Origin of the sequence: Nocardiopsis changdeensis (genome assembly GCF_018316655.1) — a bacterium.
GTDB classification, from domain to species: Bacteria; Actinomycetota; Actinomycetes; order Streptosporangiales; family Streptosporangiaceae; genus Nocardiopsis; species Nocardiopsis changdeensis.
The window spans coordinates 3,137,639-3,153,868 of the sequence record NZ_CP074133.1 but is presented as its reverse complement, the minus strand read 5'-3'; the positions used below and the strand labels follow the sequence as shown (position 1 = coordinate 3,153,868).

At 71.9% G+C, this 16,230-nt stretch carries 14 protein-coding genes; 6 read left to right on the top strand and 8 right to left on the bottom strand.

Annotated features, from left to right (window positions below; all coding sequences use genetic code 11):
- Positions 1-310 precede the first annotated feature (310 nt).
- Positions 311-2,260 carry an ABC transporter ATP-binding protein gene (locus KGD84_RS14120; protein WP_220560796.1) on the top strand — a complete coding sequence of 650 codons (1,950 nt, stop codon included), beginning with the start codon at positions 311-313 and terminating at the stop codon, positions 2,258-2,260.
- A 222-nt stretch (positions 2,261-2,482) separates the two neighbouring features.
- Here the strand turns inward: KGD84_RS14120 and KGD84_RS14115 are convergent, their stop codons facing one another.
- Complete coding sequence (locus KGD84_RS14115; RefSeq protein ID WP_220560795.1) at positions 2,483-3,433, bottom strand: NADP-dependent oxidoreductase; 951 nt, start codon at positions 3,431-3,433, stop codon at positions 2,483-2,485.
- A gap of 113 nt (positions 3,434-3,546) precedes the next feature.
- Here KGD84_RS14115 and KGD84_RS14110 point away from each other — a divergent pair, with 113 nt between their 5' ends.
- Positions 3,547-4,158 carry a TetR/AcrR family transcriptional regulator gene (locus tag KGD84_RS14110; protein WP_255646535.1) on the top strand — a complete coding sequence of 204 codons (612 nt, stop codon included), beginning with the start codon at positions 3,547-3,549 and terminating at the stop codon, positions 4,156-4,158.
- Between the two features lie 323 nt (positions 4,159-4,481).
- On the opposite strand, the gene KGD84_RS14105 is transcribed toward KGD84_RS14110, so the two are convergent.
- Positions 4,482-4,853 carry a hypothetical protein gene (locus tag KGD84_RS14105; RefSeq protein ID WP_220560792.1) on the bottom strand — a complete coding sequence of 124 codons (372 nt, stop codon included), beginning with the start codon at positions 4,851-4,853 and terminating at the stop codon, positions 4,482-4,484.
- Between the two features lie 898 nt (positions 4,854-5,751).
- Between KGD84_RS14105 and KGD84_RS14100 the strand changes: the two genes are divergently transcribed.
- The gene (locus KGD84_RS14100; protein WP_220560791.1) at positions 5,752-6,720 is read left to right on the top strand and encodes a hypothetical protein; all 969 of its coding nucleotides are present in this window, start codon (positions 5,752-5,754) and stop codon (positions 6,718-6,720) included.
- Positions 6,721-6,875: 155 nt separating this feature from the next.
- Here KGD84_RS14100 and KGD84_RS14095 read toward each other — a convergent pair whose 3' ends face one another.
- Together KGD84_RS14095 and KGD84_RS14090 are read right to left on the bottom strand one after the other, a co-directional pair.
- Positions 6,876-8,327, bottom strand: coding sequence for a tyrosine-type recombinase/integrase (locus KGD84_RS14095; RefSeq protein WP_220560790.1), 1,452 nt, complete (start codon positions 8,325-8,327; stop codon positions 6,876-6,878).
- Positions 8,314-8,622 (bottom strand): helix-turn-helix transcriptional regulator, encoded by a 309-nt coding sequence (locus tag KGD84_RS14090; RefSeq protein ID WP_255646534.1) that lies wholly within the window; start codon positions 8,620-8,622, stop codon positions 8,314-8,316. Before KGD84_RS14090 ends, KGD84_RS14095 begins: the two co-directional genes overlap by 14 nt.
- A 905-nt stretch (positions 8,623-9,527) precedes the next feature.
- Between KGD84_RS14090 and KGD84_RS14085 the strand changes: the two genes are divergently transcribed.
- Positions 9,528-10,388 (top strand): AAA family ATPase, encoded by an 861-nt coding sequence (locus KGD84_RS14085; protein WP_255646533.1) that lies wholly within the window; start codon positions 9,528-9,530, stop codon positions 10,386-10,388.
- 111 nt (positions 10,389-10,499) lie between these two features.
- Here KGD84_RS14085 and KGD84_RS14080 read toward each other — a convergent pair whose 3' ends face one another.
- Entirely contained in the window at positions 10,500-10,889 is a 390-nt protein-coding gene (locus KGD84_RS14080) for a VOC family protein (protein WP_220560788.1), read from the bottom strand.
- Positions 10,890-11,264: 375 nt separating this feature from the next.
- Here KGD84_RS14080 and KGD84_RS14075 point away from each other — a divergent pair, with 375 nt between their 5' ends.
- The gene (locus tag KGD84_RS14075; RefSeq protein ID WP_220560787.1) at positions 11,265-12,584 is read left to right on the top strand and encodes a tetratricopeptide repeat protein; all 1,320 of its coding nucleotides are present in this window, start codon (positions 11,265-11,267) and stop codon (positions 12,582-12,584) included.
- 114 nt (positions 12,585-12,698) lie between these two features.
- Here KGD84_RS14075 and KGD84_RS14070 read toward each other — a convergent pair whose 3' ends face one another.
- A complete protein-coding gene (locus KGD84_RS14070; RefSeq protein WP_220560786.1) occupies positions 12,699-13,709 on the bottom strand; it encodes an SDR family NAD(P)-dependent oxidoreductase in 1,011 nt (336 codons plus the stop codon).
- 171 nt (positions 13,710-13,880) lie between these two features.
- On the opposite strand from KGD84_RS14070, the gene KGD84_RS14065 reads away from it, so the two are divergent.
- Complete coding sequence (locus KGD84_RS14065; protein ID WP_220560785.1) at positions 13,881-14,732, top strand: helix-turn-helix transcriptional regulator; 852 nt, start codon at positions 13,881-13,883, stop codon at positions 14,730-14,732.
- Positions 14,733-14,825: 93 nt separating this feature from the next.
- Here the strand turns inward: KGD84_RS14065 and KGD84_RS14060 are convergent, their stop codons facing one another.
- Positions 14,826-14,954, bottom strand: coding sequence for a hypothetical protein (locus KGD84_RS14060; RefSeq protein ID WP_255646532.1), 129 nt, complete (start codon positions 14,952-14,954; stop codon positions 14,826-14,828).
- Positions 14,951-16,102 carry an MFS transporter gene (locus KGD84_RS14055; RefSeq protein ID WP_255646531.1) on the bottom strand — a complete coding sequence of 384 codons (1,152 nt, stop codon included), beginning with the start codon at positions 16,100-16,102 and terminating at the stop codon, positions 14,951-14,953. Before KGD84_RS14055 ends, KGD84_RS14060 begins: the two co-directional genes overlap by 4 nt.
- Positions 16,103-16,230: the final 128 nt, after the last annotated feature.

The window sequence follows — 16,230 nt, the reverse complement described above, 5'->3', positions numbered from 1 at the left end:
GCCCGACCGACGGGCAGTCCTGACGGACGGGCGGGCACGACGGGCACACGGCTACGGCGGACAGGCGAGCGCGGCGTTCGCGCCCGGGCCGATTCCCCCGCGGATCCGGACCGCACCGATCACCGGGATTTCCCGCGGGCGGGTGCGACCGCCCCCGCCCGCAGCGCCGGTGGCCCCGCTCCGCCGCCGCGCCCGCGACCGCGGATCCGGCCCCACCACAACCCTCCCCCGCCCCGAAAACCCGTGGCGGACACCGGTCCCCCGGAGGCAGGATCACACGGCCGACGCCCCCGAATCCGCGAGGAGCCCTATGCGTCGATCCCGCAGCCGATCCACCGATCCCGAACCGGCGGCCGAGACCGGAGCGCCCGGAGCCGCCACCCCCTCCGACACCGGCTCGGAGGAGGACCTCGCCGCTCCCAAGTGGAACTTCTTCGCCGACGAACTCCAGCGCACGAGCCTGTGGACCAAGCTGACCCGCATGCCCTCCCTGACCGCGGCCGCCGTCGGGTGGGCCTGGCGCGCCAACCGCCGCGACCTGCTCCTCGCCCTGGGGGCCAGCACCGTCGCCGCCGTCCTGGCCGCGGTCAGCCTGGTCTCGGTGACCTGGGTGCTCGACGCCCTGCTGGCCGAGGGCCCCATCACCGCCCGGGTGCGGGCGGCACTTCCGGCGGTGGCCGTGGTGGCCGGGGTCGCCGCCCTGTCCCTGGCCGTCCGGCTCGTGTCGGAACTGGCCCTGTCCCGGTTGAGCACCCAGACCGAACGCATCGTCGAGACCGAGCTGTTCGACCTCACCACCCAGGCCCGGCTCATCGCGTTCGACGACGAGGAGTGGGCCGACGCGATGTACCGGGCCCGCGACCGCGGCATGTACGAGGTGCCCCGCATGGTCACCGCCACCCTGGACGGGCTGACCGGACTCGTCTCCCTGCTCTCCCTGGGCGGGGTCCTCGCCGTGCTCCACCCGCTGCTGCTGCCCCTGCTGCTGGTCAGCGTCGTGCCCACCGGGTGGGCGGCCACCCGGGCGGCGCGGATGGAGTACGAGGCCCAGCGCAGGCTCAGCACCGGGCGCCGGCGGCGGTGGATCCTCGGCGACCGCATGGCCTCCCGGGACTCGGCCGCGGAACTGCGCTCCTACACCATGCGCGACTCGCTGATGGCCGACTACGGATCCCTGGCCGACCGCGAGCGGGAGACCATGCTGGCGGTGGCCTGGTCCCAGACCCGCACCCGCGCCGTGGGCGGCATCATCTCCGGGGCGGCGACCGCCCTGACCTACACCGCCCTGGGCGTCCTGCTCGTCACCGGGGCGATGCCGCTGGCGGCGGTGGGCACCGCGGTGCTCGCGCTACAGCGCACCCAGGGGCAGATGCAGCAGCTCCTCTACACGTTGAACAGGGTGTACGAGTGCGGCCTGTACTTCGCGGACTTCACCGAGTACTGCACGCTGGCACGGGCCGCCCTGCCGCCCGCTCCCACCGCGCCGCCCCCGGCCCGGCTGGAACGGCTGGAGGTGCGCGACGCGGTCTTCACCTACCCCACCGGTGAGGAACCCGCCCTGCGCGGGGTGAGCGTGCACGTCGACAAAGGTGAGACCGTCGCCCTGGTGGGCGAGAACGGGTCCGGCAAGTCCACCCTCGCCCGGCTGCTCGGCGGGCTCTACAGCCCCCAGGAGGGCGGGGTCACCTGGAACAGCGCCGACTTCACCGCTATCGGGCCGGCCGTGTGCGAGCGGATCAGCGTCATCATCCAGGACCACACCCGCTGGCCCATGACCGCCCGCCGCAACGTCACCATGGCCCAGGGCTGCGACCCCGCCCGCTTGGAGGAGGCGGCCCGGCTCAGCGGCACCGACGAGGTCGTCAACGACCTGGCCAGGGGGTGGGACACCCTGCTGGACACCACCTTCGCCAGCGGCGTGAACCTGTCCGGAGGGCAGTGGCAGCGCATCGCCGGGGCGCGGGGTTTCTACCGCACCGCCGACCTGCTCATCGCCGACGAGCCCACCTCGGCGCTGGACGCCCGCGCCGAGGCCCGCTTCTTCACCACCATCGGCGAGCACGCCGCCCGCACCGGGGCGGCGGTCGTGCTCATCACCCACCGCATGGCCTCGGTGCGGACGGCGGACCGCATCTACGTCCTGGACGACGGCCGCATCATCCAGCACGGCACCCACGCCGAGCTGATGGCGGTGCCGGGCCGGTACCGGGAGCTGTACACGCTCCAGGCCGACGCCTACGGCGGCGCCGACCGGGAGTGACGCGCGGCGGCGGTGCGGGCGGGGCCGCGGAAGGCCCGTCCGCACCGCCGCCGGTCCGCGGCCGGGCGCAGGCGCGCCCGGACGGCCGTCGGTGCGACATTCCCGGGGAGACGGGGTGCGGGGACTCACCGACCGCCCGCACAGTCTCGGGCGAGGGCGCCCTCGGAGGACCGGGAGGGTGGGAGGCCCCGGCCCCCCGGCCCTGCGCGCCCCGGCCGCCGGTCAGGGGGTGAGGACGATCTTCCCCCGCACCCCTCCGCGCTCGAGCATGCGGTGCGCCCGGACCACGTCGTCCATCTCCAGCACGGCGGCGACCACCGGCGCGACCGCGCCCCGGTCCACCAGCTCGGCCAGCTCCTCCAGCTCCCGCGGGGAGGGGTCGTTGCTGAACGCGGCGATCCGCGTGCGCCGGTCCAGCCCGGCCGCCGCCGTCCACAGGGCCGACCGGATCGGCCGCGCCGGGTCGAGGGCGAGCGGCACCAGCACGCCCCCGCGGACGAGGAGTCCGCGCAACTCGGACAGGCGCGTGCCGACCAGGTCGAGGACCACGTCGAACCGGCCCAGGCCGCCCAGGTCCGTCGTTCGGTGGTCAAGGGCCTCGGCCGCGCCCAGCCCGCCCAGCCAGGAGAGGTGGTCGGCCCCGGCCAGCGCGGTGACGTGCGCGCCCAGGGAGGCGCCGAGCTGCACGGCGACCACCCCCACTCCCCCGGCCGCCCCGCGCACCAGCAGCCGCTGCCCCCGCTCCAGGCGCACCCGGCGGGTCAGCGCGTGCAGGGCCGTCGTGCCCGAGGACGGCAGCGCGGCGGCCTCGTGGGCCGGGACCGAGCGCGGAGCCGCGGCGACGCGCTCCTGGGGCACCACGACCGACTCGGCCAGGGCCCCGAAGGTGCCGTGCGGCATCACCCCCCACACCGCGTCCCCGACCCCCGCGCGGGTGACGGCCGGCCCCGCCTGCACGACGGTGCCGACGAAGTCGACGCCGGTCCCGGCGGGGAACCGCTGGCGCAGCACGCGGCGCAGCCTTCCGGCGCGGATGGGGGCCTCCCCGCCGCCGACCGCCGCGGCGGCGACCTCCACCCGCACGTCGGCGGCGCCCACCGGGGGCGTGGGGAGACCGTCGGCGACGGCCAGGACCTCGGGTCCCCCGTAGCGTTCGTAGCGGACTGCGCGCATGATTCCTCCTCGTGCGGGGAAGCCCCCGCCTCCTCCATGGGTTCTGACCGGTGTCGGCCGGTGCCGACATGGGCAACCGGGACCCGTCGGCGGCCCGTCCCGACAGCGCGGAAGTGAGACGAGAAGTGGACGAGGACACGCAGATCCGCCCCGGGAGCGGCGCAGTCGGGCGGCTGCGGCAGGACGCCCGGCGCAACCGGACCACCGTGCTGCGGGCCGCCCGGGCGGTGTTCCGCGACCGCGGCCTGGAGGCGACCGTGCAGAACGTGGCCCGCCGCGCCGGGGTCTCGGCCGCCACCGTCCACCGGCGCTTCCCCGGCCGGGACGCGCTCGTGCGGGACCTGGCCGAGCACGCGGCGGCGGAGCTGACGGAGCGCTTCGCGGAGCTGGCCCGCACCGTGCCCGCCGACCTGGCGCTGGAGCGCGCCCTGCGGTTCGTCGCCGCCGAGGCGGTCGCCACGCGCGTGTGCGCGCCCGACCACCGGGAGCGCTTCCCCGAGCGGGCGCGCGCCCTCGACGAGCACGTCCACCGCGAACTGCACCGGCTCCTGGAGAGCGCCCGGGCACAGGGCCGGATCTCGGCGGAGATCACCGACCGGGACCTGCGGCTGGCCACGTCCGCCGTCGCGGCGGCCGCGGCCGCCGAACCGGACCCGGAGCGGGCCGGCCGGGCGGCCCAGCGGCTGGTGACGCACTTCCTGCGGTCGTTCCGCAGCCCGGGCTGAGCCCGGGCGGAACCGGCCCACCCACCACGCGAACCGCCGCTTAAGGTCCCTTCGCACACCCGGCCGTCCGCCACCCCGTCTCAGCACCGCCGACACGGCCTCGAACCACAGGAGTTCACCGCGGACAGGGGAAACCGACGGACCCGGCGGCACCCATGCGCATCGAGTCGAACGCAGGGAGCGTGCCGCCGCACACGGCGGCGTCCACCGGATTCGCGACCCGCTCCACCCGCCCGGTGGCACTGCCGACGAACTCCCCCGAGGCCGCCGAACCGGAACGGAGCGCCGCAAGTGCGTCCCACCGCGTTCCTCGGGCCGAACGGCTACTTCCCGCCCCGGGCCCGCAGCATCCGCGCAGCCTCGGCCAACGTCACCGTGGCGTCGCTCCACCACGCGACCTCCACCCAGGCCAGACGACCATCCCGCACGAACACCAGCACCTCGCCCGGGCACCCGCCGTCCCCGTCGTAGAGCAGTGCCTGCACGGCGATCCTCAGTCCGGTCTCGCCCGGCACCGGCTCCGCCGGGGCCACGCCCTCCACCGCCTCGAGATCGGCGGTCCCGCAGCCGCACCCGCACCGTCGGCCCACCCGCATCCGCCCGGCCTGCGCCCGCAGCGCCGCGTGCACGGGATCGGCCGGGTCCAGCACCGCCTCCAGCACACCCACCACATCCGCGGGAAGATCCTCGATCACCGCGCGATCGTACCCGCGCCCCTTCCGCCCCCGCCCCCAGGGCCTCTCCACCGGTCCCCGAGACCCTCCACCGGACTTCTCATCCGATGGCCGCAGGTTCGAATCCTACCGGGCGCGCCACAAAACCCCAGGTCACAGGGATTCCCCGAGGACCTCGCAAGAGGTCCTCGCGGCGTTCCAGGGCCATGTGTGCTCCTGGCGCGCTCCCCAGTACAAGGTCAGTACGAGTAGGGCACCCACCTCCTGAGCACTTCGCCATCCTAGGACCCCGGTGACCCTCGAGCCAAAAGCGTTCTGCACGGGAGCGATCACGTCCTTGCAGCGCCTCACCTGCTCCAGCACCCCTGCACCCCCATCTCAGGAGCCCGTCTGGCTCTGTCCCCTACCTACGCGCCACCTCACGCAACAGCGACGCTGTGGGGTTGGCCATGCCCGGAACACCAAGCCGGAGCACTACCAGACAAAGCACGCCGAAGGGCTATCCCTACTCAATGATGAGGTGAAGCCCACCTGCGACCGTTACAGCCGCGACAGCACCAGCCACGAAGCCGGACGCTGAAAACGCAGCAATCGCGGTACACGCCGCCACACCAAGGATGACTGCCCACCTTAGCGAGAGCCGTTGCGCAGGCTTCGAGGCGTCAGAGGGGTCTTCCTTCCGGGATCGGAACACGAGTGTCTCCCTTAACACTTGTTGCACACACAGGTCCTATGACCAGCAAAAACACCGCAGACCACACGATGCCCGCTGCCTTCCCCTCCATCTTTGCGCCTCGAAGCGAGCCCTCGTGATCACATCGAAAACGCCTTAACCCGCCTTCCCCAACCGCATCCCCCGTCGCCCTACAAGAAGGAGGATCAAGACGTTAAGGTCAAGAGTCAGCCTCAGGGAGCAAGCATGAGCCACGACCTGGAACGCCGCCGAGAGCGAATAAAGATGATGCAGCAAATGATTCACTCATCCTCGCGCCAATTAAAAAGAATTGGAAGCCCTCCGGGAGGCCATGTAAAAATAAGGACAGAGTTCATCTGGCTGAAAACACAAATAGACGAACCATCCTCCGATCGCAGAATTCCAGATAAATCAAAACGCCCTTCGGCGACAAAAATAATGACACCCCGAGGGGTGGCTTTAAAATTTTATCTAATCTGCCTATTCGAAGCACAAGCCAAAGGAACAGCAGTCGGACGAGCTCCCATCAACAGCTTGCCTCTAGCAGGAACAAATAAAGACCCCGGCTGGACAGACCTCATTGCCTTACCCGCCAAAGAGCAGACCCAGGGCCGCGTCTACCAGTCACTTACAGACAAAAAAATAAGATCCCTACAGTCGGCCCTAAAGCACCTCTCCGCACAAAATGTTCAACTGGTCAACCTCCCCTATGAGAATAGCAGGTCAGGGCGCTTCGAAAGATTCCAGCTACTACAAGAAGGAGGAACCCAAATAGGACCACACATCCCCCCGTATACAGTTCCACGAACGGGGGAAGACCATATAAAATTGCCGATAGAGTTTTTTACTCAAGGATGGATTTATCTGCTCGAAGATAGTGAGATATCATTTTTGTTGATGATGTTTCACCAAAAGGAAATATTTGGCAAAAGCGACGGGATCAAAGTGGAGAGTTACGTCCGCCTCCATTACTACGGGATGGGGCGCGACTCTTACTCTGCCCATCGCACGTTAGAGCGCCTAGGTCTCATCTCGGTAGACAGCAGCCCGGACCGAGACGAAAAAGGGAGAGCGCGCCCATTTGACCCAAACTTTCTCCCGCCACTCCACCAGTTCACCATAAAAGAAAACGCACTAAGCAGAGAGGCAACAAAAGTAGCCATGGATTCATTTAAATCAGAACTCAAAATTTAGAAAAAGTTGCCGCCGGAAAATCTTTCCCAGGGGACCTTTGATCCGATGGTCCACCGGCCCCGCCCACGAGGAAGCCCCAGGCCAGGCGGGATGAACCCGCCGCACAGCCCGGGGCTCGGAGCGCTGAATCGCTCCTGGTGTGCTCCCCCGTCCCGCTACCCGACCGACACCGGTTCCCCGCGCAACAGCGCGGCGGTCGCCTCCGCCGCCGCCTTGGCCACATCGGGATACACCGATTGGTACGTGTCCTGGGTGAAGTGCGTCGTCGCGTGGCCCAGCTCGGCCGAGACCACCTTCACGTCCGTACCCGCCAGCGCCAGGGAGGCCGCCCCGTGGCGCAGCCCGTGCAAGGTGATGGGCGGGAGCCCGGCGGCTTTGGCGATACGGCAGAACCAGTCACTGACCTGACCCGGATGCCACCCCGAACCATCCTGACGGGTGAACACCAACCCAGTGTGGTTCCAGTGCTTCCCGGCCTGGAGGCGTTGCTCGTTCTGGAACCTCTTCCAACCGCGGAGAATCTTGACGGTGTCGGCGTCCAAGGTGATAGTGCGCTGGCCCGCCGCGCTCTTGGGAGTCGAGGTGATCGTCTCCCACGCCAGTTGCACGACCTGGACGCGGATGTCGATCTGGCCGTCCACCAGCCGGGTGTTCGCCCACGGCAACCCCACCGCCTCACCCCGCCGCAGCCCCTTGACCGCGATGAGATGGAACATCGGGAACAGCCACGTGTACCTCCTCGCATGCTGGAGGAACGTCCGGGTCTGCTCGGGGGTCCAGACCATCACCTCGCCAAGCACGGTCCCGTCCTTCTCCCACTGACGCACCCGGTCCGCAGTCCACACCAGGGGACGCTTCCTCGGGCGGGACGGAAGCCGTACGTGGGAGGCACTGTTCACCGACACCGGTAGGTCCGGGGAGCGGACCACGTCCGACAGCGCGCTGCGCAGCGTGGCCCGGATCCGGTGCTTCGTGGACAGCGAGATCACCCGCCGTCCCCGCACCAACCTCTTCACCTTCGGGTCCTCGGATTCACGGCACTCCAGGACGTGCACGTTGGCCTCCTCCACCGCCGCGAACATCGCCTCGACGTGACGGGCCTGCAAGCGGCCCACCCGGATCTTCCCCAAGTGTGGGGTGAGGTATTTGCGGATGTGGCCGTCGTAGGAGGAGCGGGTTTCTTCGGCGAGGTCGGGCTTGCCGTCCAACCACTCTCTTACTGAGGGCGACTCCCGCCGAACATCCGTCCCGGCGCCGATGCGTTTACGGACCTCCTCCACCTCGGGCAGAGGCCGGCGGCCCTGGAGGGCGATCTGGATGAGGTCGGCGATCTGCACCTCGGTGTCCTCCTCCGCCAGCCCCAGGAGTGTCTTGACCCGCTCCAACCCTTCGGAGGCCTCGGTGTGCGTGGCCAGCCCGACCCGGCGCGCCTGGCGACGCTTGCCATCGGTGGTGCGGGGCAACTCATACTGGAACGCCCAAGCCCCATGGGACGGACTCCACCCGCCGCCTTTGCGCTTGAGCCGGGGGCACCTCACCCCCAAGGCCCTGCCGGTTTCGTCGCGGCACCCGCACCGTTTGAACGTGGACCCCTCACGTGCTGCCATCTACGGTCCTCGCCTTCTCCTCGGCGTTCACACGCGCACCGCACCCGCTCCCACCGCCGGTAGTGACAGTGGAGGTGGCCAGGGTGTCCAGGCCGAGGTAGGCCAGCACCCCTGCGATCGGAACCACCCAACTGCGACCGACCCTCCGAACCGGAACCGGAAAGGCCCCTTCGCGGAGAATCCGGTAGACGGTGGTGCGCCCCAGCCCGAGCAACCGCCCCGCCTGAACCGGTCCCAGAACCACCGGCAACGAGGCGACCTCGGCCAGCGTCACCGGAGCATCCCGCTTCACCACGCCCACCTCCTCACTACCTCTGAACTGCACAGACACGATGCGCGACCCCGCATCGGGCGGAGCACTGTGCATCCACGCTCGGCCTCGCCGAGGTGGTCAAGCGGATTCGCCACCAAGCCCACCGGTTTCCCTCCACCTTGGACCGCCGCCCGACATAACATGTTTCGTCGCTTTTCCTGACAGCGGCCGCCAGCGCTCCCGACCGGCCCTGGAACCGCCAGGGCGGCCCGGGTGCTGGGGCGGGCGTCCAAGGGGCGGTGTGGGGCGTCCAAGCCCCCGTACCGACCCTGCCCCGCGCGGATCAGTTCGGGCAGACGTGCCCGGTATAGGTCAGCCAGGCCCGGTCTGGCCCGCGTGTGCCCGGGGATGGCCATCACCCGGCACCGGCCTCGTCCACTTCCGCGAAGACCGCCTCATCGTGTCTGGTGCGTGGGAAGTAGGACACGTCCACGCTGGTGTGCGGGCTGATGGGCAGCTCCGGGTGTTCGTGGATGAAATCGGCCAGGTGGCGCAGGTCCGAGATGATGCGCTCCCGCAGGTCCGGGTCGGCCGCGTCGGCGAAACACCTTCCCTCCGCAGTGCGGGCCGCTGTCGGTGCTTCTTCCGGCGCCTCCTGGTCGGGAGCTCCGCCTCATGCCGCTTCTCCTTCGCCCTGTACGTGATGCTGCGCTGGCGAGGGATTGGCGAACACGAGTACGTCCTCGTGCTGAATCACGTGCCCCAACCAAACGACCGGCCGTGTGATATCGGCCGGATGGAGGGCTCCGCATTTTCCAGAGCCGCCGACGCCCGGTAGCGTCGAAGCATGGGTGGCGCGGCCGCTGCGGAGCCGCGCACCACCGGCGCGAGGTCGGCTTGGGGGAGCTGTCGAAGATGTTCCAAGGGCTGGCGCGGTAGGTGCCTCGGTGAACGACCCGACGGTGCGCGGCGTGGTCTACCCCAGGCGGTCCCTGGTCCTGGTCACCGGGGTGCCCGGGGCCGGGAAGAGCACCCTGCTGCGGCGGCTGTTCGGGGTCCGCGAGGACCAGGAGCGCACCGTGCTCACCGCGGAGGGCGTGCGGGTGATCGACTCGCTCCAGTCGCGGCACCGGCTGGGTCCCCTGCTCAGCCGGGTCCCCTACCCGCTGTGGCGCTGGACGGTGCACGTGCTGCACCTGGTCCGGACGGCCGCGGCGCTGCGCGGCGGCCCGGTGGTCCTGCACGAGTGCGGGACCCGGCGCCCGGTCCGCGTGCTGCTCGCCCTGCTCTGCCGGCTCCGCCGGTACGAGCTGCACGTGGTGATGATCGACGCCACTCCGCGGGAGGCCCGGGCCGGGCAGGACGCGCGGGGTCGGCGGGTGACCGAGCGCAGCCACCGGGCGCATTCGCGGCGCTGGCGGCGGCTGCGGGCGGCCACCCGGCGCGGGCCGGCGGCCTTCGCGCCGGGCGTGCGCAGCCTGCTCGTCCTCGACCGGCGCCGGGCGCGGGAGCTGGCCTGGATCCGCTTCGGTCCCTGCCCGGACGCCCTCGGCCCCCTGTGCACCGTGACGGAGCCACCCCCCACCCCGCCCGAGCCCGTGATGTCCGATCACCCGCGTCACCGTCGCCCCGACGGGGCCCTGACCGGTATCGCACTGGTCCCCGGCGGTCCCACCGGCGCCGGAACCGAACAGGGTCCGAGGCCCCGTGTGCCCCCGGTACTCCGCCTGCCGAGCACGGTGCGCCCCCCGGTCGGAGACCCGGATCCCCCGAAGCGCCTCCGGCCTCCTCCCCGCCGACCGGAGTGAAAGCGTCGCCGGGACGGCGGTATCGGGCCGGTCCGGGCATCACCGCACAGGCCCGACCGTTCCCTCCCGAGCCCTTCCGCCGCGCCGCGGTGGGCTCCCCGTCCGGTGCCGTCAGGGAGCGTTCCCCCCTTCGACGATCACCAGCGTGTTGCCGTCACGGTCCCGCAGGGTGAACATGGGCGGCACTCCGGGCCACTGGAGCAGGTCGTCCACGTCGGTCCCCTGCTCTTCGAGACGTGCGTGGAGGGCCGGGACGTCGACCGCTTCGAGCCTGATCCCGGTGTCGACGCCGGTGGTCTGGCCGGGGACCAGTGCGATAGCGGCCAGGGCACCGTCGGGGGCGACGGTGATCCAGCGCCCGCCGATCTGCTCCAACGGGACGTCCATCCGCTTCTTCAGCCCCAGGACGTCCACGTAGAACCCGACGGCCGCGTCCTGGTCACCGACGGGGACGGCGACGGAACCGATGCCGGTGACGCGCGCCCGGTCGTGCTCGTTCATCTTTGCTCTCCTCGCGTGTGGTGGATACCCGTTGAGACCAGCGGGCCCGGTGGAACTCATCGCACGGACCCCCGATCGCCCGAGACACCGCCCGGCCCGCACCGGCTCCGAAGACAGCGGCAGGCGGGGGCGCGGCAGGCGGGGGCGCGGCCGCCGGCGGCGGGCCCCACCGCGCCGTGCACCGGTCCCCCGGTGCCGGACCGCCGGGGTTGCCGCTCCTGTCGAGGATGCCGGGGCGGGTGTACCGGGGGCGTATCGGAAAACGGATACGCCGCCGCAACGCCCCGCGGTCTTCGCTGGGGGCACGGACCGCAGCGGTCCGTGCCGGGGGCCCGGTTCCCGGCCCCGGAGGGCGATCACGACAGGGAGAAGACCGTGGCCGAGGCCAGAGGATGGGACCGGCGCTCACTGCTCCGGGGTGCGGCCGTGGTGGCCGGCGCCGCCGCGGCCGCACCGCTGCTGGGCGCGACGGCGGCCGGGGCCCAGGGCGGCGGCGGTGACGCGGACGCGCTGTTCAGGGCCGGGAGGTTCGAGCGGGCCGGCCGCGCGTACGAGGAGATCCTGAGGAGGGACCCCGCGAACCTGCACGCCGCACGGCAGCGCGGGTACATCGGGCTGCTGGGCAACAGGTTCCCCGAGGCGGAGGAGTACCTCACGACCGCCCTGCGCCTGGACCCGGGGGACAGGCAGACCAACGAGCTCCTGGCCGACTGCCACATCCGGCAGGACGCGTTCTCCCTCTCCGTGCCGCGCTGGCGGGCGGCCGGCGAGACCGCCATGGCCGAATGGTTCGCGGCGGTCCCCGACGACGCGTACCGGATCCACGGCGACGTCGGCCGGGTGCCGTGGACGCAGATGGACCCGGAGCCGCAGATCGAGGCCTCGCTCAACGGCGGGCCGCCGAAGCGCTTCACGTTCTACACCGGCGCCTCCTGGCTGGGCCTGTCCGCGAGGGCCGCCGAGGAGGCCGGGGTGCGCCCGGTGTACCGGGAGAAGAGCGAGTTCGAGGGCCGCACCGTGTGGTCGTACTACGGGGTGCTGGACTCCTTCGGGCTGGGCGGCATCGAACTGCGCGGCGTGCCCGTGGCCTGGTCGGAGTCGGAGCCGGCCGGCGGCGAGCCCCCCGCGGCCAACGACGGCATGATCGGCACCTGGGTCTTCTACCACCTGCTGACCACCTTCGACTACAGGGGCAGGGAGCTGATCCTGCGCCGCCCGACCCCCGAAGCCGCCGAGGAGGTGCGTGCCGCCGCCGCCCGGGCGGGGGCCGAGCCCCTGCCGCTGTGGCTGGCCCGGGACCACTACGTGCACAGTCAGGGGAGTATCGCCGGCTCCGGCACGCGTGTGGTGGGCGTGAACCTCGGCGGGCGCGGCGAGGCCGTCGCGGGCATGCCCGGGGACGTGGCCCGGGAGCTGGGGGTGCGCACCGACCATGACCGCCCGATCGAGACCGGCGCCCAGGGCCACCCGGCCGTCACCTACCCCTGCTACCCGGCGGAGATCCGCCTCGGCGACGCCGTCGCCGAGGAGGTCTACTGCGAGACGAACCCGGACATGCCGGTCAACGTGCCCTGGCCCTACGGGACCGGGATCGACTCGACGGGCTGGTTCGCCCACGCCTTTTTCAAGCCCTACAACGTCACCCTCGACTTCACCGGCATGAACGTCTACATCGTCCGCGGCAAGGCCTCGTAAGGCCTCCTGAGGCCGCGGGCTCGCCCTCGGCGCCGCCGGCGCAGGGCCCGGGCGGGGAGGGGCGCTCCCTCCCCGCCCCTCCCCGCCCGTCCCCGCCCCGGTACGGGCGCGCGCTCAGGCGAGCAGGCGCTCGCTGAGCCCCCACAGCCAGAGCGCCGCCTCGGGGTCGATGGCGTGGGGGGCGACGTCGGTGGGCGGCGGCCCGTCGAAGTGCGGGTCCGCCGGGGCGGGGTCGACCGCCGAGACGTCGTTGTCCTTCAGGTAGACCCCGCCGAGGGAGGCGAGGAGAGGGCTCGTCGCCGCGAACACCATCGTGCTCGCGCCCTGCTCGATGTTCTTGAGTCCGCGTTCGGGGTCGTTGACCCGCACGCCGTCGGCGTCGATCAGCCCCTGGGCCCGCAGCACCTCCTCGGGCAGCCCGTCCGGGACCGGGGCGCCCTCGGGACGGTAGGCGCCCAGCGATGTACCCAGGATGATCCCCGGGTGCACGGCGTAACCGCGGATGCCGTCGGCGGCCCAGCGGCGGTCCAGCTCGACCGCGGTGAGCACGTTCGCCGTCTTCGACTGGCCGTAGGCGACGTGGGGGTCGTAGTCGCCCCGGGTGAAGTGCGGATCGTCGAAACGGACGCCCGAGAGGCGGTGCGCGCCCGAGGTCATGTTGACGACGCGGGCGCCGCCCGCCGCCCGCAGCGCGGGCAGCAGTCCCGTGGTCAGCTGGAAGTGGCCGAGGTGGTTCGTCGCGAACTGCGACTCGTACCCCCGGGCGTCGCGCACGAGGGGGCCCGCCATGATGCCGGCGTTGTTGATCAGGATGTGCAGCGCACGGCCCGAGGCGAGGTAGGCCGCGACGAACGCGTCGACCGACGCGGGGTCGAGCAGGTCGAGCCGTGCCGTCTCCACGCGCCCGACACCCCGCAGCGACTCCGCGGCCCGGCGGGGGTCGCGTGCGGCCACGGTGATCGACGCGCCCGCCTCGCCGAGCACGCGCACCGCCTCCCGGCCGAGGCCGTTGTGGCCGCCCGTCACGATCACGTTCCGGCCGGTCAAGTCGATGCCGGCGGCCACCTCCCCGGCCGTCGAGGCCGGGGTGAATCCGGTGCCGATGGGGCGCTGCCGACCTGTCATCTCTGCTCCTGTCGTAGGCGTGGAAGGGGGTGTGGATGTCGCCATGGTGATCCGTTCCGTCGATGTGGACGGCATCCACTGTGCGTTCTCGCCTCGCGGGGGTGAAGGCACGGTTCGTCCACGGATCATCTGTCCCTGGATGGCCGCGGAACGGCCGCGGATACTGGAGGGGTGACGGATCGACAGGGCCTTGCCACCTTCCTCCGGCGTCGGCGCGAATCGCTGCGGCCGACGGACCTCGGGATGCCCGAGGGCGTGCGGCGGCGCACCCCCGGGCTGCGCCGGGAGGAGGTGGCGCAGGCCGCCGGCATGTCGGCCGACTACTACTCGCGCATCGAGCAGGGCCGCGGCCCCAACCCGTCGGAGGCGATCATCGCCTCACTGGCGCGGGCCCTCCGGTTGGACCTCGACGAGCGCGACTACCTCTACCGGCTGGCGGGGATGGCGCCGTCGGCGCGGCGGCCGGGGCGCTTCATCAGCCCCGGGCTGATGCGCATCGCCGATCGGCTCACGGACATCCCCGTCGTGATCGCCACCGACCTGGAGGTCGTGCTCTGGCAGAACCCGCTGGCGACGGCGCTCACCGGGCCGGCGGCCCCGGCCGACGGGGTGCGCGCCGGCATCACGTGGCGGTGGTTCACCGAGCCGGGCACCCGGGCCCGCTTCCCCGAGGAGGAGTGGCCGCTGCACTCGGCCGCGCACGTCGCCGGGCTGCGCGGCACGGCCTCGCGCCGCGGCGGTGACCACGACGTGCGCGAGCTCGTCCGGTTGCTCAGCGGGGCGAGCGACGAGTTCCGGGCGCTGTGGGAGGTGCACGACGTCGGCGTGCGGCGGTTCGACCGGAAGACGTTCCTCGTGCCGAACGTGGGCGCGTTGCAGTTGACCTGCGAAGACGTGCTCACGACCGAGAACGACATCAGGATGCGCGCCTTCTTCCCGACCGAGGGCACGGACGCGCGCGAGAAACTCGACCTGCTCGCGGTGATCGGAGTGCAACGGTTCGACGGATCGGCCCTGCGCTGAACCGCGCCGGATGCGCGCGGCGGTGCGAGGGGGCGCCCTGGTCCGCCGCCGGAGGGCCGCCCTCCCCCCGGAGCGCGGAAGGCTCATCGGCGGTCAGCCGCCCGTGCCGGTGCCGCCGCCCTCCGAGGGCTCATCGGAGGCGGGCATCGCGGCGCGCATCAGGGTCGACAACAGCAGGAGCACCGCCGCCGCGGCGAACCCGAACCGCAGGTCGCCGGTCATCTCCCCCAGGGCGCCCGCGGCCACCCCGCCCAGCGCGGTGCCCCCGTCATCACCAGCTGGTTGCCCGCCGACACCCGTGACAGGTGGCTGTCGGGAGTCGCACGTTGCAGGGCCGTGACCGCCATGACGCCGAAGACCGCGGCGGAGGCCGACCCCGCCATCAGGCCGGCGGAGATCGCCCAGACCTGGGTGGTCAGGACGAGCACGACGCTGTCCGCGGCCATGAACGCACAGGAGAGCGTGAGGAGTCGGAGCTCGCCCACACGCGCCGCCAGCCGGCCCGTGAGCGAGGCCCCGACCAGCCCGCCGACCCCCAACGACGCCATGAGCAGACCGAAGCCCCAGGTGTCCAGCCCCACCGGTCCGGGCGCGACCAGGTACAGGGCGAGCACGGCGAAGGTGAGGCTCCCCGCGAAATTCGCCACCCCGCCCCAGAGCGCGACGACGGCGATGCGGCGGCTGCGGACCAGCAGGACCAGCCCTTGCCGTATCTCGGTGAACAGGGCGGTGCGCTCACTCTCCGGTCCCGGCGGCCTGCGGGGACCGGCGCGCACGCGCCAGAGCAGGAGTGCGGACAGGGCGTGGCACGCCGCGGACACCAGCAGCGGCGCGGCCTTGGAGAGCGCGAACAGGGTTCCGCCCGCGGCCGGTCCGACCAGCTCGTTCCCGGCCAGGGACACGGCGTGCCGGCGGCCGTGCGCGCGGGAGAGCTCCTCCCGGGGCACCACCCCGGGGACCATGGCGGGGGTGGAGGTGTCGAAGAAGGCCTCGCCGACCCCGAGGAGGAAGGCCGCGGCGAACAGCACCGCCAGGGTGAGGTGGTCGGTGAGCAGGAGGACGCCGACCGCGCCCAGCAGGACCGTCCGCAGGACGGCGGCGCACAGGGCGATGGTCCGCCGGTCCAGCCGGTCGCCGAGCGCTCCGGCGGGGAGGCCCGTGACGAGCCAGGCCAGGGTGGTGGTGACCGAGACCCCGGCGACCAGTGCCGGGGACCGGGTCAGCTCGACCGCGACCAGGGGCAGCGCGACCCGGACGAGCCCGTCCGCGAGGTTCGCGCTGCCGGAGGCCCCCCAGAGCAGGGAGAAGTCGCGGCCCAGCGGACGCGGCCGCCGTGCCGACGCGGAGGGGGTGGGGGGCACTTCGCTCATTCTGGTCGAGGGTTCCGGAGGGGTTCGAGGACTGGTGGGGGCCGTCGCCCGGCCCGCGCCCCCGGCACGGGCGGCGGCCGAGGACCCGGGACGACCCGACCAGGGTAAGGGAGGGAGCCGCCCCGCGG

Excerpts from the sequence above, each read along its gene's own strand:
- KGD84_RS14120 (WP_220560796.1), top strand. The coding sequence starts at position 311 with ATGCGTCGATCCCGCAGCCGATCCACCGATCCCGAACCGGCGGCCGAG.
- KGD84_RS14115 (WP_220560795.1), bottom strand. The coding sequence starts at position 3,433 with ATGCGCGCAGTCCGCTACGAACGCTACGGGGGACCCGAGGTCCTGGCC.
- KGD84_RS14100 (WP_220560791.1), top strand. The coding sequence starts at position 5,752 with ATGAGCCACGACCTGGAACGCCGCCGAGAGCGAATAAAGATGATGCAG.
- KGD84_RS14095 (WP_220560790.1), bottom strand. The coding sequence starts at position 8,327 with ATGGCAGCACGTGAGGGGTCCACGTTCAAACGGTGCGGGTGCCGCGAC.
- KGD84_RS14080 (WP_220560788.1), bottom strand. The coding sequence starts at position 10,889 with ATGAACGAGCACGACCGGGCGCGCGTCACCGGCATCGGTTCCGTCGCC.
- KGD84_RS14070 (WP_220560786.1), bottom strand. The coding sequence starts at position 13,709 with ATGACAGGTCGGCAGCGCCCCATCGGCACCGGATTCACCCCGGCCTCG.
- KGD84_RS14060 (WP_255646532.1), bottom strand. The coding sequence starts at position 14,954 with ATGACCGGCGACCTGCGGTTCGGGTTCGCCGCGGCGGCGGTGCTCCTG.
- KGD84_RS14055 (WP_255646531.1), bottom strand. The coding sequence starts at position 16,102 with ATGAGCGAAGTGCCCCCCACCCCCTCCGCGTCGGCACGGCGGCCGCGT.